The organism is Glycomyces tritici (genome assembly GCF_030403505.1).
The window spans coordinates 386,114-403,678 of the sequence record NZ_JAUEMJ010000002.1 but is presented as its reverse complement, the minus strand read 5'-3'; the positions used below and the strand labels follow the sequence as shown (position 1 = coordinate 403,678).

Sequence of the window (17,565 nt, the reverse complement as noted above, 5' to 3'; positions counted from 1 at the left end):
TTACTCGCAGGTGATGTTCTCGTTGAGACCGGCGATGATGTTCGCGATCGTGGTGGGCACGTCCTGGTCGCCGTTGGCGAGCTTGACGGCCTCGTCCTTGAGCGGGTCGGCGTCGCCGCCGGTGCTCCGGCCGGTGTACACCATCTCCAGCTGGTCGTTGCTCTGCTTGCTGGAGATGGGGTCGGAGGCGGCGATCTCCTCGTTGTAGAGGTCGAAGCTCGCCTGCGCGGCGCCGTAGTCGATGTCGAGGCCCTGGATGACCGGCAGGAAGCCGGAGATCTCGCAGATCTCGGTGTAGTTCTCGGCCGTGAAGAGCCAGTTGACGAAGTCGAGCGCGGCCTTGGACTTCTCGCCCTTGTAGACGACGATGTAGCCGCCGCCGAGGTTGGTGGCGCGGCGCGGCTGGGCCGGCATGAGGGCCGAGGCCCACTCGAAGTCGGTGATGTTGGCCTGGAAGTCGGCCACCTGCCACGAGCCGGAGTAGTAGGCCGCGACCTGGCCGCTCTTGAAGAGCGCGTTCGCGTCGTCGCCGGAGACCCACACCGAGCGGGGCATCACGTCGTCGTCGTTGATGTCGGCGAAGAACTGCAGCGCGGCGGAGGTGGCGGCCTCGTCGGTCGAGTACGTGCAGTCCTCGCCGAGCTCGAAGTCGTCGCTGCCGAACTGGTACATCATGGAGCGCAGGCGGTGCGAGGACGGGTCCATGACGAGCCCGTAGCGCGCCCCGGTCGCGGCCTTGACCTCCTTGACGGCCGAGACGAACTCGTCCCAGGTCCAGACCTGGTCCGCGGTCGTCGGGTAGGACACCCCGGCTTCGTCGAACAGGGACTTGTTGACGTACAGGCCCACGGCGGTGAGGTCGGTGAGGAAGGTCGGGATCTCGCCGTCCTCGTTCTCGATGAGGAGGTTCTCCATGACGCCGTGCTCGCTCGCGACGCCGCTGAGGTCCTCGAGCTGGTCCATCCAGATCGGGTCGATGGCGGTGACCCGCGCGAAGTCGGGCAGGCCGTCGGCCTGGGCGGCGTTGCGCAGGCGGGTGTTGAAGTCGTCGTACGGGATGTCGTCGATGTCGATCGTCACCCCGGTCTCCTCGAGGTACTTGTCGGCCATCTTCTGGAAGCCGCCGCCTTGGTTCGCGTCGCCCGAGAGCCAGAACTTGACGGTCTTCGCATCAGTCTCGTCGCCGCCGCCGATGAAGCCGCAGGCGCTGAGGGGCAGGGCCGCCGCACCGGCGGTGCCGGCGGTGAGGATGAGTCTTCTCTTCATTGAGCTCTCTCTTCAGGATGCGGGCCTGTGAGGGACCCGTCGGGGTTCGGAGCGAGCGCGGGCGGGGCCTGCGTTCGCCGGTGCGCCTCCACGTGTGCCAAGTCACCCGGGTATGCGCTTGCCCGACCATAGCAGATATCTCCTAACGCGCGACAGTAGCGCGCGTTAGGTGGTATTGAACTGCAACTTTTCCTTGAGCCTAGCCCTGCCGCGACGGCCCCGTTCCCGCTCCTCGCATCCGCGCCCGAGGGCGCTGGAGCCGCCCGCCGGCGGGCCCCGGCGGCGTTTCCTGCCGCTTGGGGGCGGACATCCCGTACGGGCGCCGCGGGCGGCCAGCGCTCCGGGACGGGCGGTGGTGCGCGATGCTCGTTTACGGCTCGCGAGCTCCGCCGAGGCCCGCGCTCCGCTCGCAGCGAACACGGCGCCCAGGCGCGTCCGATCGTCGCCCCGACGGGCTAAGGTCTGGATTGGTAACCGCAACGCCGAGTGCATATCGCCGAGACAGAATGAAGGTGCAAGACATGGACCGTTCGATTCCATTCTCCTCGCAGCTGGAGAAGGACGTCGTCAGCGCGGTGGCTCGTCGCGGCGGTGGCGACGCCTCCTCGATCGGCCTCGACAGCATGGTCTTCGACCGGCTGCTCAAGGAGCACATCCTGTTCCTGGGGTCGGACGTCAACTCCGAGATCGCCAACCGCCTGTGCGCGCAGCTGCTCCTGCTCGAGGCCGAGGACGACCAGCGCGACATCAAGCTCTACATCAACTCGCCCGGCGGCTCGGTCTACGACGGCATGGCCATCTACGACACCATGCAGTACATCAAGAACGACGTCGCCACCGTCGGCATGGGCATGGCCGCCTCCATGGGCCAGCTGCTGCTGTGCGCCGGCACCGCCGGCAAGCGCTACGCGCTCCCGCACGCGCGCATCATGATGCACCAGCCCTCCGGCGGCATCGGCGGCACCGCCTCCGACGTCGCGATCCTCGCCGAGCAGATGCTCTACACCAAGCAGATGTTCCAGGAGCGCGTCGCCGAGCACACCGGCCGCACGATCGAGGAGATCGAGCGCGACTCGGACCGCGACCGCTGGTTCACCGCCGCCGAGGCGAAGGACTACGGCTTCATCGACCACGTCGTCAAGCGGGTGGCCGACGTCCCCGCCGAGGCCAACTAAGTAAGGAATAGGGGAACCAGATGATGGACATCCACGCCCAAGCCGGTGGCTTCGGTCCGCAGGCCCGATACATCGTCCCGTCGTTCACGGAGAAGACCTCGTACGGGGTCAAGGAGATGAACCCGTACAACAAGATGTTCGAGGACCGGATCATCTTCCTCGGGTCCCCGGTCGACGACACCTCCGCGAACGACATCATGAGCCAGCTGATCGTCCTCGAGGGCAACGACCCCGACCGGGACATCACCATGTACATCAACTCGCCCGGCGGCTCGCTCACCGCGCTCATGGCCATCTACGACACGATGCAGTACGTGCGCCCCGACATCGCGACGGTGTGCATGGGCCAGGCCGCCTCGGCCGCGGCCGTGCTGCTCGCGGCCGGGACCCCCGGCAAGCGCACCGCGCTGCCGAACTCCCGCGTGATCGTCCACCAGCCGGCCACCGAGGGCACCTTCGGCCAGGCCTCCGACATGGAGATCCAGGCCCGCGAGATCATGCGCATGCGCGACCAGCTGGAGAAGATCCTCTCCCGCCACACCGGTCAGCCCGTGGACAAGGTCCGCCGCGACATCGAGCGCGACAAGATCTTCACCGCCGAGGAGGCCGTCGCGTACGGCATCGTCGACAACGTCCTGACCTACCGCAAGAAGAACGCCCTGCCTGCCGAGGTCGCGGCGTAAGCCGGCGCAGGAGCGACGGGCCGGGCGTCCGGCCCGCGGCACGCCCGGCCCGTCGCCTCCGCGCCGCCATCCGACGGAAGCTCACCTCCGATCGATCCGCCCCCGATGTCGCCCGGCCGCGATACCGTGGCCGAGGGTCCGCGAGGGTGGCGGGCCCGGGGCCCGCAAGGGTGGCGCGGTGGCGGCAAATGCGAAATACTGGATCGAGACACCGGTTCGTCCTGAATCAACGGAGCCGGATCGGTGTCACCGGTTGACCTTTCAACGATGGAGCAAGAAAGCACGCTCGGCCCGAGCCCACGGGCTCGCCGAGGGAGGGAGTTACCGCGATGGCACCTCGCCTGGGTGACAGCGAGATCTTGAAGTGCTCGTTCTGCTCGAAGTCGCAACGGCAGGTCCGCAAGCTCATCGCCGGACCCGCCAACGTGTACATCTGCGACGAGTGCATCGACCTGTGCAACGAGATCATCGAAGAGGAGTTCGCCGAGGAGGCGGACGTCGCCTGGGAGGACCTGCCCAAGCCCAAGGAGATCGTCGAGTTCCTCGACCAGTGGGTCATCGGCCAGGACGCGGCGAAGCGCTCGCTCGCGGTCGCGGTCTACAACCACTACAAGCGCGTGCAGCTCGACGAGCTCGGCTCGATCCGCGGCGGCGACCACGTGGAGCTCCAGAAGTCGAACATCCTCATGGTGGGCCCCACCGGCTCGGGCAAGACCCACCTCGCGCAGACCCTCGCACGGATGCTCGACGTCCCCTTCGCGATCGCGGACGCCACGGCCCTCACCGAGGCCGGCTACGTGGGCGACGACGTGGAGAACATCCTCCTCAAGCTCATCCAGGCCGCCGACTTCGACATCAAGCGCGCCGAGACCGGCATCATCTACATCGACGAGATCGACAAGGCCGGGCGCAAGTCCGACAACCCGTCGATCACCCGTGACGTCTCCGGCGAGGGCGTGCAGCAGGCGCTCCTGAAGATCCTGGAAGGCACCCACGCGGCCGTGCCGCCGCAGGGCGGGCGCAAGCACCCGCAGCAGGAGCACATCCAGATCGACACCACGAACATCCTCTTCATCTGCGGCGGCGCGTTCGCCGGGATCGAGGAGATCATCAAGGCCCGCGTCGGCAAGCGCACCGTGGGCTTCGCCGTCCACCTGCACGACGGCGAGGAATCCGCCGAGGACGCGATCGTCTCCCAGGTCATGCCCGAGGACCTGCTCAAGTACGGGCTCATCCCCGAGATGGTCGGGCGCCTCCCCATCCTGACCACTGTGGACCACCTCGACAAGGAGGCGCTGCTGCGCATCCTCACCGAGCCGAGGAACGCGCTGGTCAAGCAGTACCAGCGCCTGCTCGAACTCGACGGCGTCGAGCTCGAGTTCGCCGAGGACGCACTGGAGCCGATCGTGGAGTCCGCGATGCTGCGCGGCACCGGCGCGCGCGGCCTGCGGGCCATCATGGAGGAAGTGCTCCAGCCCGTCATGTTCGAGATCCCCTCGCGCGCCGACGAGGTGGCGAAGGTGGAGATCACCGCCGACGTGGTGCGCCGCAACGTGAACCCCACGCTGGTCCCGCGGACCAAGGCCACCCCGCGCCGGGCGATCCGCCCGCGCCGCGAGAAGTCGGCCTGAGGACGCGGCGGTTCAGTCTTCCTTGTTCTCGTCGCGCAGGCGGCGGTCGATGTCCCGCAGGAAGTCGGGGTCGTCGTCCGGTGCCACCGGGCCCTTCGGGTGCCGCGGACCGGCATTGCCGCGCGGCGAACCGGGCTGCGGGCGCGGGGGCCTGGCCCGCCCGACCGTGAACCACAGGATGCCGCCGACGATCGGAACGAGCAGGATGATGAGCACCCACCAGGCGCGCGTGAGCTTCCTGGGGGCGTGTTCACCGCCGAGGCAGTCCGCGACCGCTGCGATGACCAGCGCCAGGTGAGCGAGGACCAGGAACACGAACGCGCGGATCATGGTCCAATCATGCCTGTCCGCCGCGCCGGGGACAACAACGCCTCGGGTGGTTACCCGTAAGTAACTTCGTAAGATATAGTTCAGGCCGAGACGCCTGAACGAAAACTAAGGCCATTAAGCGTCCTCTAGTACGACCTCGGAGGTTGTCGATGAACATCGTGGTTCTGGTCAAGCAGGTCCCGGACTCGGGACTCGCGAGACAGCTGGACGCCCAGCTGCGGGTCGACCGCAACGGCGCCAACAACGTCATGGGAGAGCTCGACGAGTACGCCGTCGAAGCCGCCCTCCAGCTCAAAGAGGCCCACGGCGGCGAGGTCACCGTCCTCACCCTCGGGCCCGGCCAGGCCACGGAGACCGTGCGCAAGGTCCTCGCGATGGGCGCCGACAAGGCCCTGCACATCGAGGACGACGCCGTCGGCGGCTCCGACGCGCTCACCACCTCCGCGATCCTCGCCGCGGCCCTCGGCCGCCTCGAATGGGACCTCGTGATCGCCGGAGCCGAGTCCACGGACTCGAACATGGGCGTCATGCCCCAGCTCCTCGCCGCCCGCACCGGCGCCCCCGCGCTCACCGGCGCCCGCAAGATCGACACCGACGGCACCACCGTCACCGTCGAGCACCAGCGCGCCAACGGCTACGACGTGCTCAGCGCGAACCTCCCGGCGATCGTCTCCGTCTGGGACACCATCAACACGCCGCGCTACCCGTCGCTCAAGGGCATCATGGCCGCCAAGCGCAAGCCCGTCGAGACCCTCGCCCTCGCCGACCTCGGCGTCACCGAGGCCGGGCCCGCCGACGCGCGCAACGAGGTGCTGAGCGCCGCCGAGCGCCCCGCCCGCACCGCGGGCCAGATCGTCGCCGACGACGGCCAGGGCGGCGACGCGCTCGCCGAGTTCCTCGCCGCCGAGAAGTTCATCTAGGAGCCGATGATGACTGACATCCTTGTGTACGTACCGAACTCGGGCAAGCACGCCGCCGAGGTCCTCACGCTGGGACGCACCCTCGGCGACGTCTCGGCCATCGCCTTCGACGACGCCGCGGCGGCGCTGGCGGGCGAATACGGCGCGGCGAAGGTCTACCGCGTCGACGCCGCCGGCATCGACGACTACTTCGTGGACCCGAAGGCGACCGTCCTCATCGACCTGGCGCGCTCCGCCGCGCCGGGCTTCTTCCTGCTGCCGAGCACCGACGAGGGCAAGGCCCTCGCGGCCCGCGTGGCGGTGGCGCTGGAGAACGGCCTGCTGACCGACGTCTCGGGCCTGGAGGCCGACGGGACCGCGACGCAGGACGCCTTCGCGGGCGCCACGGTCGTGAAGTCCAAGGCCACCAAGGGGTTCACGCTCGCGACGGTGAAGGCCGGCGCGACCGAGCCCGCCCCCGCCCCGGGCGCTCCCGCCGTCGAGGCCGTCGCCGCGACGGTGGCCGAAGCGGACCAGCGCGTGCGGGTCACCGAGCGGGTCGACGAGCCCGCGGGGGACCGGCCGAACCTGGCCGAGGCCCGTGTCGTGGTCTCCGGTGGCCGGGGTGTGGGCTCGGCGGAGGACTTCGCGCTCATCGAGCGCGTGGCCGACGCGCTGGGCGGCGCGGTGGGCGCGTCGCGCGCCGCGACCGACGCGGGGTACTACCCGCACAAGTTCCAGGTGGGCCAGACCGGTACGACGGTGAGCCCGCAGCTGTACGTCGCGGCCGGCATCTCGGGCGCGATCCAGCACCGCGCCGGCATGCAGACCTCGCGGGTCATCGTCGCGGTCAACAAGGACGCGGACGCGCCGATCTTCGGCATGGCCGACTTCGGCGTCGTGGGCGACCTGTTCCAGGTGCTCCCGCAAGCGCTCGAGGCCATCGAGAAGCGCAAGTAGGCGAACGTGATGCGGCCCGGCAGCCCCGGAAGGGGCGGTCGGGCCGCGTCCGTGTTCGGCGGGCGGCCCGGTCGAGCGCGCCAAGGGGGTCGGACCGCCGGCTGCCCGCCGGGGGCTTCACGGCGTCGTAACAACCGTGCGTTACGCTTCGTGGCAGCCTCTCGTTATATAGAACCTACATACGATGTTGGAGGAATCCGCACATGGCCGCCCCAGCTGCCGCGATTGCCGCGCCAAGCGTTCTCGCTGATCTCCTGCCCGCTCGCACGAAGGCCGCCGCCTACGCGCGCGACGCCGTGCTCGTGCTCGGCGGTGCCGCCGCCGTCGGCGCCTCCGCGCAGGTCGCGATCACCATCCCGCAGATCAGCCCGGTCCCGTTCGTGCTCACCACGTTCACCGTGCTGCTCCTCGGCGCCGCCTACGGGCCGCTCCGGGCGGGCCTGACCCTCGCGCTCTACCTCGCCGCCGGCGCGGCGGGCGTCCCGTGGTTCACCGAGGGGACCTCCGGCTTCGCGATGCCGACCTTCGGCTACATCATCGGCTTCCTGGCCGCCTCCGTGGCGGTCGGCTTCCTCGCCAAGCGCGGCGGGGACCGCACGATCCCGAAGACCGTGGGGCTCATGGTCGTCGGCAACGTGCTCATGTACGCCTTCGGCGTGCCCTACCTCGCGTTCGCGCTCGACATGGGTGCCGCCGACGCGGTCGCCGCCGGCATGACCCCGTTCCTCGCGGGGGACGCCGTCAAGCTCGTCGTGGCCGCCCTGCTCCTGCCGGGCACCTGGGCGCTCGTCAACAAGTTCCGCAACGCGGAGCACTAGACCGGACCAAGGAAGGGCGCCAGCGGCCGAAAGCCGCTGGCGCCCTTTCCCATGCCATAAGTCGATCGGGTCGAGCCCTATTCGATCTCCCAGCCGATGCCCAGCGCGCCCGGCCGCGGCACCGGCTCGGCCAGAGCGACCGTCCGGTTCGGGCCCAGCTGCAGGTCCCCGGTCTCGCGCTTCTCCCGCTGCAGGCTCGACTGCGCGAAGCGGTACACGCGCTTCGGGATCGCGTCCGGCGCGAACCGCACCTGCAGCGAGTACTGGTCCACCGGGTACCGGAACGCGTTGCCGTGCCCGCTCGAGGTGCCGCCGTTGCCCTGCACCACGATCTCGAACAGGTGCGTCGCTCCGCGCGGCAGCGGCGTGTCGAACACGATCTCCGCCAGCGCGACCGGCGCGTCGGGGTGGCGCAGGATGTTCGGCACCGAGCAGTCGCGCACCGGCTTGAACTCGATGTCGTCGATGTCGCAGCCCTCGTCGCCGCGGTACAGCAGGATGTAGCGGTCCACGTCGTCGCGCCTCGCGCGCACCAGCATCGAGAGTTCGAACACCGACTCCTGCCAGTCGGAGTCGACATGGACGATCACCTGCTGGCTGAGGATGTCCAGGGTGTGCTCGCGGGAGGCCGGCACCTGGTCGCACAGTTCGCGGACCGCGTCGCCGCCGAGCACCGCGTCGGGCCGGGGGAGCTGGCCCCGGATCGAGCGCGGGCCGCGGGCCCGCTTGGGGCCCAGGAGCACCCGCAGGGACCCGGCGGGGAGCTCGAGGAGGTCTTCGAGGGCGGTGACGGCGGCGAGGGACTCGGCGCGCTCGGGCCGGGACCGGCCCGACTGCCAGTAGCTCAGGCTCGTGGTCGACACGGTGATGCCGCGCATGGCGAGGCGGTGGCGGATGCGGTCGAGACCGAGCCCGCTGGTCTGGATGGCCACCCGCAGGGCAGTGTGGAACGGCCCGGCACGTAGCGCTTCGGCGAGCTCAGGCGTCATCGGCACACACACTTTCTCTCGACACGGGCGTCGAAGACTCGACCTTCTTCGGCACCGGTCCCGGGGCGGCGACCCCTTTTGATCGGAAAGGTAGGAGGATTCGTCAGATTCTATCTCGCGGGCACCACGACGCATTACGCCGACTAACACGGAAGATGTCGGTGCTCGAATCCCACCCCTCGGAACGGCGCAGACCCCTGCTCCGGAACGCCGCCGCGCCCCGCCCGAGTGAGCTGGAGCGCGCCAGCCACGGCGAAGCCTGCGGGCCGCGCATCGAACGTAGACTGGAGGGGCCATGGCTTACCTCGATCACGCCGCGACCACGCCGATGCTCCCCCAGGCGCTCGACGCTTACGTGCGCACCGCCCGCGCCCTCGGCAACGCCTCGTCCCTGCACGGCTCCGGGCGCACCGCCCGCCGCACGGTGGAGGAGGCCCGCGAGCGCATCGCCGAAGCCCTGGGCGCCAAACCGGGGGAGGTCATCTTCACCGGCTCCGGCACCGAGGCCGACAACCTCGCCGTCAAGGGCGTCCACTGGTCCCGCCGCACGCCGGAGCGCAACCGCGTGGTCACCACCGCGATCGAGCACCACGCCGTGGCCGACGCCGTCGCCTGGCTCGGCGACCACGAGCGCGCCGACATCAGCGAACTCCCGGTCGACAAGCTCGGCCGCGTCGACACCGCCGCCCTCGCCGAACTCCTCGCCGAGCACGGCCCCCAGATCACGGTCCTCACGTGCATGTGGGCGAACAACGAGGTCGGCACCCTCCAGCCCATAGCCGAGATCGCCGCGCTCGCCGCCGCCCACGGCATCCCCGTGCACACCGACGCGATCCAGGCCGTCGGCCACGTCCCGGTCGACTTCGCCGCCTCCGGCGCCGCCGGCCTCGCCCTCTCGGGCCACAAGCTCGGCGGCCCCACCGGCACGGGCGCGCTCATCCTGCGCCGCGACGTGAAGGCCGTCCCGCTCCTCCACGGCGGCGGCCAGGAGCGCGAGATCCGCTCCGGCACCCTCGACGTGCCCGGCATCGCCGCGCTCGCCGAAGCGGTCGCCCACGCCGTGCGCACCCAGGAGGTCGAGTCCGAGCGGCTCGCCCTGCTGCGGGACGACCTCGTCGCCCGCATCCGCGCCACGGTCCCCGAGGCGGTCTACAACGGCGACCCCGAGGCGCGCCTGCCCGGGAACGCGCACTTCTCGTTCCCCGGCTGCGAAGGCGACGCCCTCCTCATGCTCCTGGACGCCGCCGGTGTCGAATGCGCCACAGGCTCGGCCTGCTCGGCCGGCATCGCGCAGCCCTCGCACGTGCTCCTCGCGATGGGCACCGACGCCGACGACGCCCGCTCCTCCCTGCGGTTCACGCTCGGCTGGCCCACCACCAAGGCCGACGTCGACGCCCTCGTGGCGGCCCTGCCCGAGGCCGTGCGCCGCGCGAAGACCGCCGGGCTCTCCTAGCGTCCGCGGATCACCGGCCTAAGGTTGAAGGCGTGAAACTGCGAGTACTGGCCGCCATGAGCGGCGGAGTCGACTCGGCCGTCGCCGCCGCCCGCGCCGTCGAGGCCGGGCACGACGTCACCGGCGTCCACCTGGCGCTGTCCAAGAACCCCCAGACCTACCGGACCGGGGCCCGCGGCTGCTGCACGATCGAGGACTCCCGCGACGCCCGCCGCGCCGCCGACGTCATCGGCATCCCCTTCTACATCTGGGACATGGCCGAGCGCTTCCACGAGGACGTCGTGGAGGACTTCTACGCCGAGTACGCGGCCGGGCGCACCCCGAACCCGTGCCTGCGCTGCAACGAGAAGATCAAGTTCGCCGCCGTCCTCGACCGCGCCATGGCCCTCGGCTTCGACGCCGTCGTCACCGGCCACTACGCCCGCAAGGGCGACGACGGCCTCCTGCGCCGCGCCGTCGACCCCGGCAAGGACCAGTCGTACGTGCTCGGCGTGCTCACCCCGGCCCAGCTCGCCGGATCGATGTTCCCGCTCGGCGACACCCCGAAGGACCAGGTCCGCGTCGAGGCCGAGACCCGCGGCCTCGCCGTCGCCAAGAAGCCCGACAGCCACGACATCTGCTTCATCGCCGACGGCGACACCTCCGGCTTCCTCAAGAACAAGCTGGGCGTGAAGGAGGGCGAGATCGTCGACGCCGCCTCCGGCGAGGTCCTCGGCAGCCACGACGGCTCCCACCAGTTCACCATCGGCCAGCGCCACGGCCTCGGCCTCAAGCGGCCCGCCGCCGACGGCAAGCCCCGCTACGTCCTCTCGATCACGCCGGTCGACAACCGCGTCAAGGTCGGGCCCCGCGAGGCCCTGCGCGTCGACCGCATCCGCACCGGCGCGCCTGTATGGCTCGCCGAGGAGCGCACCGGCCCCTTCGAAGCCGAGGTCCAGCTCCGCGCCCACGGCGAGGTCTACCCGGCCACGGTGACCCCCGAGGACGGCGGGCTCACGGCCCGGCTCCACAAGCCCGCGTTCGGCGTCGCCGCCGGCCAGGCCCTCGTCGTCTACGACCCCGATGCGGCCCAAGGCGACGCGGTCCTCGCGTCCGGCACGATCGACGCCGCGGAGGGACTCGCCGCCGCGGGAGCCGAGCCGGGCGAGGCCGCGCGTGCCTGACCTCGACGTCGAGACCGCACTCCCCACGGGGATCGCCACGGGCGTCGGCTCCATGCCGGGGACGGACGCCCGAGAAGCCGTCAACATCGTCTTCGGGGAGCTCCCCGAATGGCCCCTCCTGCCCGAGCTGCCCGACCGCGGCCTCGGCGCGGACATGATCGGCCGCGGCGCGGTCCTCCTCGAAGGCCTGCCCGTGCAGTGGTGGGCGTTCCGCTGGGAACTGGCCGACCTGCCCGGCCGCGACGCCCGGCGCGCCCTCGACTTCCTCGAACGCGACCTCGACGCCCTCCACGAAGTGAACGCCCGCGGCCCGGTCCGCCTGACCGCCGTCGGCCCGTTCACCCTCGCCGCCAACCTGTGGCGGCGCACCGGCGGCGCGATGCTCGCCGACCCGGGCGCGGTCGCCGACCTCACCGCCTCCCTCGCCGAGGGGCTGCGGAACCACGTCGCGGCCGCGCAGGCGCGGATGCCGAACGCCGCCTTGTCGATCCAGATCGACGAGCCGAGCCTCCCGGCGGCGCTGGCGGGCCGCGTGAACACCGAGTCGGGCCTGGACTTCTACCGCCGCGTGCCGGTCGAGGTCGCGCGCGAGCGGCTGCGGGAGCTGACCGAGCAGGTCGGCGTCCCGGTGGTCGTGCACTGCTGCGCGCCGGACGTGCCGGTGAAACTGCTGCAGGAGGCCGGGGCGCAGGCGCTCTCGGTGGACTTGACGCTGGTGGACCTCGACGACGTGCCGAAGGTCGACGCGTTGGGGGAGTACCTCGACGGCGGCGGCCGCCTCATCGCCGGCGTGGTGCCCGCGCTCGGCAAGCCCCACCCGGGCATCGCCAAGGAGGCGGCCGATCGCGTTCAGGGCCTGTGGAACCGGCTCGGATTCAGCCCCGAGCAGCTGCCGCGGCAGGTGAGCGTGTCGACCACGTGCGGCATGGCCGGAGCGAGCCCGGACTACGCGCGGTTCGCCATGGAGGCCAGCCGCGAAGCCGCCGAGCGGCTCCGCGGCTGACCCTCGCTTCAGGACTGCCGGTCGTCCGCGGGCACTCCGCCGGGCGGCACCGCGTTCGCGCGGTCGTTCCAGTCCTTGGTCGTGTTCAGGTAGGGGAACGGCGCATCGGGGACCGGCAGGTCCAGCGCCTCGCACAGCGGCAGCCACCCGGCGCCGGTCTCGAACTCGATCAGCCGCCCGGCGGGAACCGTCTCGCGCACCCGGTCGTGGTAGCGGTGGTACGCGGCCTCCACGGCGTCCCGGTCGTCGCGTGGTGCGCCCTCGAACGTCTTGTCCCAGATGGCGTCGATCATGCTCATCCAAACCGGGCCGATGAGGTCGGCGGCGGCGTGCATGTCCTTGAGGATCGTGTTGTTGGCGCTCTTCCACCAGGTGTCGAAGCCGTCGCGCCTGGAGAGCACGACGACGGCGTCGGGGTAGTGCGCGGCCAGTTCGGCGTAGAACGCCGATGACGGCCAGTCGACGGCGGCGGCGTAGCCCGCGAACAGCTCGTCCCAGTCGGGGTAGTCGCCTTGCGCGGCGGCCAAGAAGGTCGGCGGGTCGGTCTCGGCGCGGTTGCGGAACACCTCCGCCATGTGGTGGCAGGGCGCGCCGAGGAGGGTTTCGAGGGCGTTCTTGAGGGTCATGGTTCCTGTGCGCGGGAGTCCCGCGCCGATTACTCGCAGCATCGTTCGAAACTATTCGGCCGCAAGGGGACAGGCAATGGTGATGCGCGCTTGCGTCTAGACGGGACGGCGAGCGGGCGGGCGGCGCGGCAGCTCACTGGCCGCCGCGCCACCCAGGGTGACATTGGACATTCGCTCAGGCAAACGTCGCGTACAGGGTCTCCATCTGGCCGGTGAGGTCGCCGACGGCCGCCTCGGACACCGCGTCGCGCGCGACGCCCGTGACCATCGCGTAGAGGATCAGGTGGCCGGTGGCCCGGTAGTACTGGAACTGGCGTTCGGCGCCGTCCCCTTGCGAGAGGACGTAGCCGGTCGTGCGCTCCTGGATGAGCCACTCGCCGTCGCCATGGGCGTCGATCGCGTTCTGGACCTGGTCCGAGGCCGCGAGCGGGGACGCCGTGTACTCGAGCTTCGCTTCGATCGCGATGCCGTTGCTGAAGTACCCGCAGGTGAGCCACGCGGTCACCGGCGAGTCCTCGGTGAGGAACGCGTCCGAGGTGCCCGGTTCGAGGCCGAACTCGCCCAACTCGCTCCCGAACCACTCGCCCGTCTTGCCGTGGTCGAGCGATTCGCAGGTCTCGACCTGGAAGAACCCGGCTGCGGGCGGGGGCGCGGCGTCCTCCGGCGCGACCGTCTGCTGCGCGTCCTCGGACGGCGGGTCGCCGTACCGGTCGTCGTCGAACGCCTCGTCGAGCTCGTCCTCACCGAGGCCGTACACGTCGTCCGAGTCGCAGAGGTCGCTTTTTTCGTACCGCTTCAGGATGCCGGCGGCGCGCTGGTAGCCGAGGTTCCAGGCCATGAGGTCGCGCTCGTCGCCGTCGCCGCCGTTCCACGGCTGCTGGAGCGCGCAGTCGCGCTCGTCGCCCTCCAGGGCCATGAGCTCGGGTACCGCGTCGTCGGAGAGCCCGCTGAGGTAGTCGATGTCGAGCAGGCGGTCGTGCTCGATGTTGTAGCGGGCGATGAGCGCATCGGGGTTCGCCGCGGCCATGCCCAGCAGCGCCAGCGCGCCCGAGGCGAGCGCGGCGCGCGGCAGCCACGTGGCGCGGAGCTTCCAGCAGCTCACGATGACCAGTGCGAACAGGACCGCCAACCAGATCTCGACGGTGAAGATCCACACGCGCATCCGGGTGAGGCCGAAGGTCTCGGCGTACGTGGACATGCGGTACAGCGCCGAGGCGATGACTACCATGGACAGGACGCAGAGGGTGCCGAGCAGGATGCGGGCCACCCACCGGTCGGCCTTCGCGCGCTTGGGCGCGAGCCAGGCCGCGACCGCGATCACCACGAGCGCGAGGGCCGCCACGAAGCTCAACTGCCAGAAGCCCTTGCGGGCGTACTCGGCGAAGGTGAGCCCGTTGGTCTCCATGACGTACGCTTCGCCGCCGAAGAACACCCGCAGTTGGACCGCGATGAACGCGATGAACAGCAGGTTCAACGCCCCCAGCGGGACCAGAAGCTCGAATCGCGAGACCGTGCGGTGCGCGCCCTCGGGGGTCGCGGCGTCGTAGTTCGGCTTCGCCACCGCGGTGTAGGCCCACAGGAGCGCGAGCGGGAAGAGGAACGCGGCGAAGAGCAGCCGCAGGATGAACTCGGCCGCATCGACTTCGGGCAGCAGCTTGACGACGAGGTCGGCGAACGTGCTGTCGGCGGCGGCGAAGAGCCCGCCGAAGACGACGAGCAGCACGGCGGTGATGAGCGCGACCCACAGGTTGCGCATGCCGGCGGCGTTGCGGCCGTCGCGGCCGCCGTCTTTGGAGCGGCGGCTCCGCTTGGCCCAGCGGAACGCTTCGGCCAGGCCTTCGAGCCAGCCCATGAACAGCGTGATCGCGGTGCCGCTGAAGCGCCGCTGCGGGGCGAGGACCAGCGGCGTGAGGACGACCGCGGCGGCCGTGCACAGGAGCACGACCCAGCCGGCGTCCCGGATCGCCGCGACCGCGTACAGGGCCGCGACGATCACCGCGCCCGGCAGGCGCGGCACCAGGTCCGCCCGGTCGCCCGCGGCCAGCGGCACGGCCAGGAGGGCGATGCCGGTGAGCGACAGGCCGATGCCGACGCCCGTGGAGTGGAACGCGGCCCAGCCGCCGAACAGGGCGACGGCGACGACCAGGACCACGACGGCCGGCTTCGGGACCGCTTCGGGGCGGTGCCAGCGCGGGTTGGGCGGCAGCATCTGCTGCGGCGGCCGCTGCTGGTAGTACGCCTGCCGGTGGTACTCGGCGATGGTCTGCTGCGCGGCGGGGTGATACTGCGGTGCCTGCGGCGGCGGTGCGCCGACGTGCGCGGGCGCCCGGGTCGACCGGGCCTGCTCGACCGGTGCCGCGGCGGGCCCGGCTTCGGCGGCCTGCTGCGGAGCGGCTTGCGGGGGAGCCGGTTCGGCCGCGGCCGGAGGCTCCGGAGCCGCTTGCGCGGGAACGGGTTCGGGATCCGCAGCGGCTTCGGGGCGGGAGTCGCCCATCGGCGTCTCGGGCCGGGCCGCTTCGCTCGGCGCCGCATCCTGGGGAGTCTCGCTCGGCGTGCCGGCCTGCGCCGTTTCGGCGTCTTCGGGCCTGGGAGCTGGGGAGTCAGCGGGATCGCTCATCAAATGAGCCCCTTCTCTTCGGAGGGAGTGCCGACAATAGCGGCCGTCGTCGACCAGGGGAAGTGTCCACTACAGAGCGTCGCAGGAAAGTGGCGGACAATTCCCCCAAGCCCCCGCAATTCTCTGGCTCTTGTGAGAACTCACACCGGGTGCAACCGTGTGGTTCACTGGAATCGTGATGGCGCAAAGCGGACACGACGAACACGAACACGAGAACGGGGCCCACAACGGCGGCGGCCCCGGCTCGATAGGCAACCGGCTCAACTGGCTCCGGGCGGGCGTCCTCGGCGCGAACGACGGCATCGTCTCGGTCGCGGGCATCGTCATCGGCGTCGCCGGCGCGACCGCCGACAGGACGACGATCCTCGTCTCCGGCGTCGCCGGCCTCGTCGCGGGCGCGTTCTCCATGGCCGGCGGCGAGTACACCTCCGTCTCGACCCAGCGCGACACCGAGGCGAGCCTGGTCGAAGCCGAGAAGCGCGAACTCGAGGAGCGGCCCGAGGCCGCCGAGGCCGAACTCGCCACCAGCCTGCAGGACCGCGGCCTCTCCGAGGAGACCGCCCAGAACGCGGCCCGCGAGCTGTCGCGCCGCAACCCGCTGCGCGCGCACGCGGTGGTCGAATACGGACTCGACCCCGACGAGCTCACGAACCCGTGGCAGGCCGCGCTCTCCTCGTTCCTCGCCTTCACCTGCGGCGCGCTCCTGCCGCTGCTGGCGATCACCTTGCTGCCCCAAGGCATTCGCGTCATCGGCTGCGCGGTCGCGGTCATCGCGGCGCTGGCGCTCACCGGGTTCACCTCGGCGAAGCTCGGCGGCGCGCCGCGCGGCAAGGCGATGCTGCGGGTCATGGCGGTCGGCGCGGCCACGATGGCCGCGACCTACCTGATCGGCTCCGCCTTCGGCGTCGCCACGGCCTAGGGCCTGCCCGGACCTAGAGCCAGTTGTGCCGCTTGAAGACCAGGTACAGCAGCCCCGCTGACAGCAGCATCAGCCCCATGGCCATCGGGTAGCCGAGCACCCACGACAGCTCCGGCATGTGCGTGAAGTTCATGCCGTAGATCCCGGCCACCAGGCCCGGCGTGAACAGGATCGCCGCCCACGAGGAGATCTTCTTGACCTGGTCGCCCTGCTCGATGCTCGCGTGCGAGAGCTGGCGCATCTCCTCGTTCTGCGCCTGCGTCACGAGGGTGGAGTGGACGGTGAGCGCGTTCTCCAGCAGCGCCCGGAACGTGTCGGCGCGCTCCACGATGCGCAGCACGTGGTCGAGCACGTCCCGCATGTCCCGCCGCAGCTCGATGTCGACGTTGAACTTGTCGTACCCGGCCTCCAGGGACCGGAACATCCGCACGAGCGGGTGCGTGGCCCGCTGGAACGCCATGGCCTCCCGGGCCAGCTCGTAGATGCGGCGGGCGACGTCGGGATCGCCGGAGAACAGCTCGTCCTCGATCTCGTCGATGTCGTCCTCCATGCCGTCGACGACCGGGTTGTAGCCGTTCACGATCTCGTCCAGCACCGCGTACAGGACCGCCTGCGGCCCGAGCGCCAGCAGGTCCGGGTCGGCCTCGAGCCGCCTGCGGACCTGCGCGAGGTCCGGGGATTTGGCGTGGCGGACGGTGATGGCGAAGTTCGGGCCGATGAACAGGTGCACCTCGCCGAACTCGACCTGCTCGGTCGCCTCCAGGTACCGGGCGGGGCGCAGGACCACGAACGTGTTGTCGCCGAACCGCTCGAGTTTGGGGCGCTGGTGTCCGGTGGTGGCGTTGTGGATCGCGAGGTGGTGCAGCTCGAACTCCTCCGCGACGGCCGCGAGCTCGGCCTCTGTGGGCCGGTACAGCCCGATCCAGGCGAAGCCGCCGTGCTCGTGGAGGTCCTCGAAGGTCTGGTCGAGGGTCACGTGGTGCGACTCGCGCACGCCCTTGCGGTAGATGGCGCTGTCGACGATCGGCATGCG

Annotated in this window: 16 protein-coding genes; 10 read left to right on the top strand and 6 right to left on the bottom strand. The window is 70.7% G+C overall.

Going from position 1 to position 17,565, the window contains the following annotated elements; all coding sequences use genetic code 11:
• Positions 1–1,266 carry an ABC transporter substrate-binding protein gene (locus QWI33_RS07060; protein ID WP_289956283.1) on the bottom strand — a complete coding sequence of 422 codons (1,266 nt, stop codon included), beginning with the start codon at positions 1,264–1,266 and terminating at the stop codon, positions 1–3.
• A 521-nt stretch (positions 1,267–1,787) separates the two neighbouring features.
• Between QWI33_RS07060 and QWI33_RS07055 the strand changes: the two genes are divergently transcribed.
• From QWI33_RS07055 to clpX, 3 genes are all read left to right on the top strand, one after another.
• Complete coding sequence (locus QWI33_RS07055; protein ID WP_289956281.1) at positions 1,788–2,441, top strand: ATP-dependent Clp protease proteolytic subunit; 654 nt, start codon at positions 1,788–1,790, stop codon at positions 2,439–2,441.
• A 20-nt stretch (positions 2,442–2,461) separates the two neighbouring features.
• Positions 2,462–3,124, top strand: a complete 663-nt coding sequence (locus tag QWI33_RS07050; RefSeq protein ID WP_281846903.1) for an ATP-dependent Clp protease proteolytic subunit — start codon at positions 2,462–2,464, stop codon at positions 3,122–3,124.
• A 329-nt stretch (positions 3,125–3,453) separates the two neighbouring features.
• The gene (gene clpX / locus QWI33_RS07045) at positions 3,454–4,755 is read left to right on the top strand and encodes an ATP-dependent Clp protease ATP-binding subunit ClpX (protein WP_289956273.1); all 1,302 of its coding nucleotides are present in this window, start codon (positions 3,454–3,456) and stop codon (positions 4,753–4,755) included.
• Between the two features lie 12 nt (positions 4,756–4,767).
• On the opposite strand, the gene QWI33_RS07040 is transcribed toward clpX, so the two are convergent.
• The gene (locus QWI33_RS07040) at positions 4,768–5,085 is read right to left on the bottom strand and encodes a PLD nuclease N-terminal domain-containing protein (protein ID WP_289956272.1); all 318 of its coding nucleotides are present in this window, start codon (positions 5,083–5,085) and stop codon (positions 4,768–4,770) included.
• Positions 5,086–5,234: 149 nt separating this feature from the next.
• On the opposite strand from QWI33_RS07040, the gene QWI33_RS07035 reads away from it, so the two are divergent.
• The 3 genes from QWI33_RS07035 (at position 5,235) to QWI33_RS07025 (ending at position 7,762) form a co-directional block, all read left to right on the top strand.
• On the top strand, positions 5,235–6,005 hold the full coding sequence (locus QWI33_RS07035) for an electron transfer flavoprotein subunit beta/FixA family protein (protein WP_289956269.1): 771 nt from the start codon (positions 5,235–5,237) through the stop codon (positions 6,003–6,005).
• Positions 6,006–6,014: 9 nt separating this feature from the next.
• The gene (locus tag QWI33_RS07030) at positions 6,015–6,944 is read left to right on the top strand and encodes an electron transfer flavoprotein subunit alpha/FixB family protein (protein ID WP_289956267.1); all 930 of its coding nucleotides are present in this window, start codon (positions 6,015–6,017) and stop codon (positions 6,942–6,944) included.
• A gap of 203 nt (positions 6,945–7,147) precedes the next feature.
• A complete protein-coding gene (locus QWI33_RS07025; protein ID WP_289956265.1) occupies positions 7,148–7,762 on the top strand; it encodes a biotin transporter BioY in 615 nt (204 codons plus the stop codon).
• 77 nt (positions 7,763–7,839) lie between these two features.
• Here QWI33_RS07025 and QWI33_RS07020 read toward each other — a convergent pair whose 3' ends face one another.
• Positions 7,840–8,751, bottom strand: a complete 912-nt coding sequence (locus QWI33_RS07020) for a hypothetical protein (protein ID WP_289956264.1) — start codon at positions 8,749–8,751, stop codon at positions 7,840–7,842.
• Between the two features lie 295 nt (positions 8,752–9,046).
• Between QWI33_RS07020 and QWI33_RS07015 the strand changes: the two genes are divergently transcribed.
• Genes QWI33_RS07015 through QWI33_RS07005 form a run of 3 tightly spaced genes read left to right on the top strand, consistent with a single transcriptional unit; the run spans position 9,047 to position 12,370 of the window.
• The gene (locus tag QWI33_RS07015; protein WP_289956262.1) at positions 9,047–10,204 is read left to right on the top strand and encodes a cysteine desulfurase family protein; all 1,158 of its coding nucleotides are present in this window, start codon (positions 9,047–9,049) and stop codon (positions 10,202–10,204) included.
• 38 nt (positions 10,205–10,242) lie between these two features.
• Complete coding sequence (gene mnmA / locus QWI33_RS07010) at positions 10,243–11,367, top strand: tRNA 2-thiouridine(34) synthase MnmA (protein ID WP_353895427.1); 1,125 nt, start codon at positions 10,243–10,245, stop codon at positions 11,365–11,367.
• Entirely contained in the window at positions 11,360–12,370 is a 1,011-nt protein-coding gene (locus tag QWI33_RS07005) for a methionine synthase (protein ID WP_289956259.1), read from the top strand. The genes mnmA and QWI33_RS07005 overlap by 8 nt, the downstream gene beginning before the upstream one ends.
• Positions 12,371–12,378: 8 nt before the next feature.
• On the opposite strand, the gene QWI33_RS07000 is transcribed toward QWI33_RS07005, so the two are convergent.
• A complete protein-coding gene (locus QWI33_RS07000; RefSeq protein WP_289956257.1) occupies positions 12,379–13,038 on the bottom strand; it encodes a sulfotransferase family protein in 660 nt (219 codons plus the stop codon).
• Positions 13,039–13,171: 133 nt separating this feature from the next.
• Positions 13,172–15,613 carry a DUF4153 domain-containing protein gene (locus tag QWI33_RS06995; protein WP_289956254.1) on the bottom strand — a complete coding sequence of 814 codons (2,442 nt, stop codon included), beginning with the start codon at positions 15,611–15,613 and terminating at the stop codon, positions 13,172–13,174.
• Between the two features lie 178 nt (positions 15,614–15,791).
• Between QWI33_RS06995 and QWI33_RS06990 the strand changes: the two genes are divergently transcribed.
• The gene (locus QWI33_RS06990) at positions 15,792–16,532 is read left to right on the top strand and encodes a VIT1/CCC1 transporter family protein (protein ID WP_289956252.1); all 741 of its coding nucleotides are present in this window, start codon (positions 15,792–15,794) and stop codon (positions 16,530–16,532) included.
• 13 nt (positions 16,533–16,545) lie between these two features.
• On the opposite strand, the gene QWI33_RS06985 is transcribed toward QWI33_RS06990, so the two are convergent.
• Entirely contained in the window at positions 16,546–17,562 is a 1,017-nt protein-coding gene (locus tag QWI33_RS06985; protein WP_289956250.1) for a magnesium and cobalt transport protein CorA, read from the bottom strand.
• Between the last annotated feature and the right edge of the window lie 3 nt (positions 17,563–17,565).

What these genes read in the sequence shown, in the direction of transcription:
- QWI33_RS07020 (WP_289956264.1), bottom strand. Translation starts at nt 8,751, where the DNA reads ATGACGCCTGAGCTCGCCGAAGCGCTACGTGCCGGGCCGTTCCACACT.
- QWI33_RS07015 (WP_289956262.1), top strand. Translation starts at nt 9,047, where the DNA reads ATGGCTTACCTCGATCACGCCGCGACCACGCCGATGCTCCCCCAGGCG.
- QWI33_RS07000 (WP_289956257.1), bottom strand. Translation starts at nt 13,038, where the DNA reads ATGCTGCGAGTAATCGGCGCGGGACTCCCGCGCACAGGAACCATGACC.
- QWI33_RS06990 (WP_289956252.1), top strand. Translation starts at nt 15,792, where the DNA reads ATGGCGCAAAGCGGACACGACGAACACGAACACGAGAACGGGGCCCAC.
- QWI33_RS07055 (WP_289956281.1), top strand. Translation starts at nt 1,788, where the DNA reads ATGGACCGTTCGATTCCATTCTCCTCGCAGCTGGAGAAGGACGTCGTC.
- QWI33_RS07030 (WP_289956267.1), top strand. Translation starts at nt 6,015, where the DNA reads ATGACTGACATCCTTGTGTACGTACCGAACTCGGGCAAGCACGCCGCC.
- QWI33_RS07060 (WP_289956283.1), bottom strand. Translation starts at nt 1,266, where the DNA reads ATGAAGAGAAGACTCATCCTCACCGCCGGCACCGCCGGTGCGGCGGCC.
- QWI33_RS07050 (WP_281846903.1), top strand. Translation starts at nt 2,462, where the DNA reads ATGATGGACATCCACGCCCAAGCCGGTGGCTTCGGTCCGCAGGCCCGA.
- clpX (WP_289956273.1), top strand. Translation starts at nt 3,454, where the DNA reads ATGGCACCTCGCCTGGGTGACAGCGAGATCTTGAAGTGCTCGTTCTGC.
- QWI33_RS06995 (WP_289956254.1), bottom strand. Translation starts at nt 15,613, where the DNA reads ATGAGCGATCCCGCTGACTCCCCAGCTCCCAGGCCCGAAGACGCCGAA.
- QWI33_RS07040 (WP_289956272.1), bottom strand. Translation starts at nt 5,085, where the DNA reads ATGATCCGCGCGTTCGTGTTCCTGGTCCTCGCTCACCTGGCGCTGGTC.
- QWI33_RS07025 (WP_289956265.1), top strand. Translation starts at nt 7,148, where the DNA reads ATGGCCGCCCCAGCTGCCGCGATTGCCGCGCCAAGCGTTCTCGCTGAT.
- QWI33_RS07035 (WP_289956269.1), top strand. Translation starts at nt 5,235, where the DNA reads ATGAACATCGTGGTTCTGGTCAAGCAGGTCCCGGACTCGGGACTCGCG.
- QWI33_RS06985 (WP_289956250.1), bottom strand. Translation starts at nt 17,562, where the DNA reads ATGCCGATCGTCGACAGCGCCATCTACCGCAAGGGCGTGCGCGAGTCG.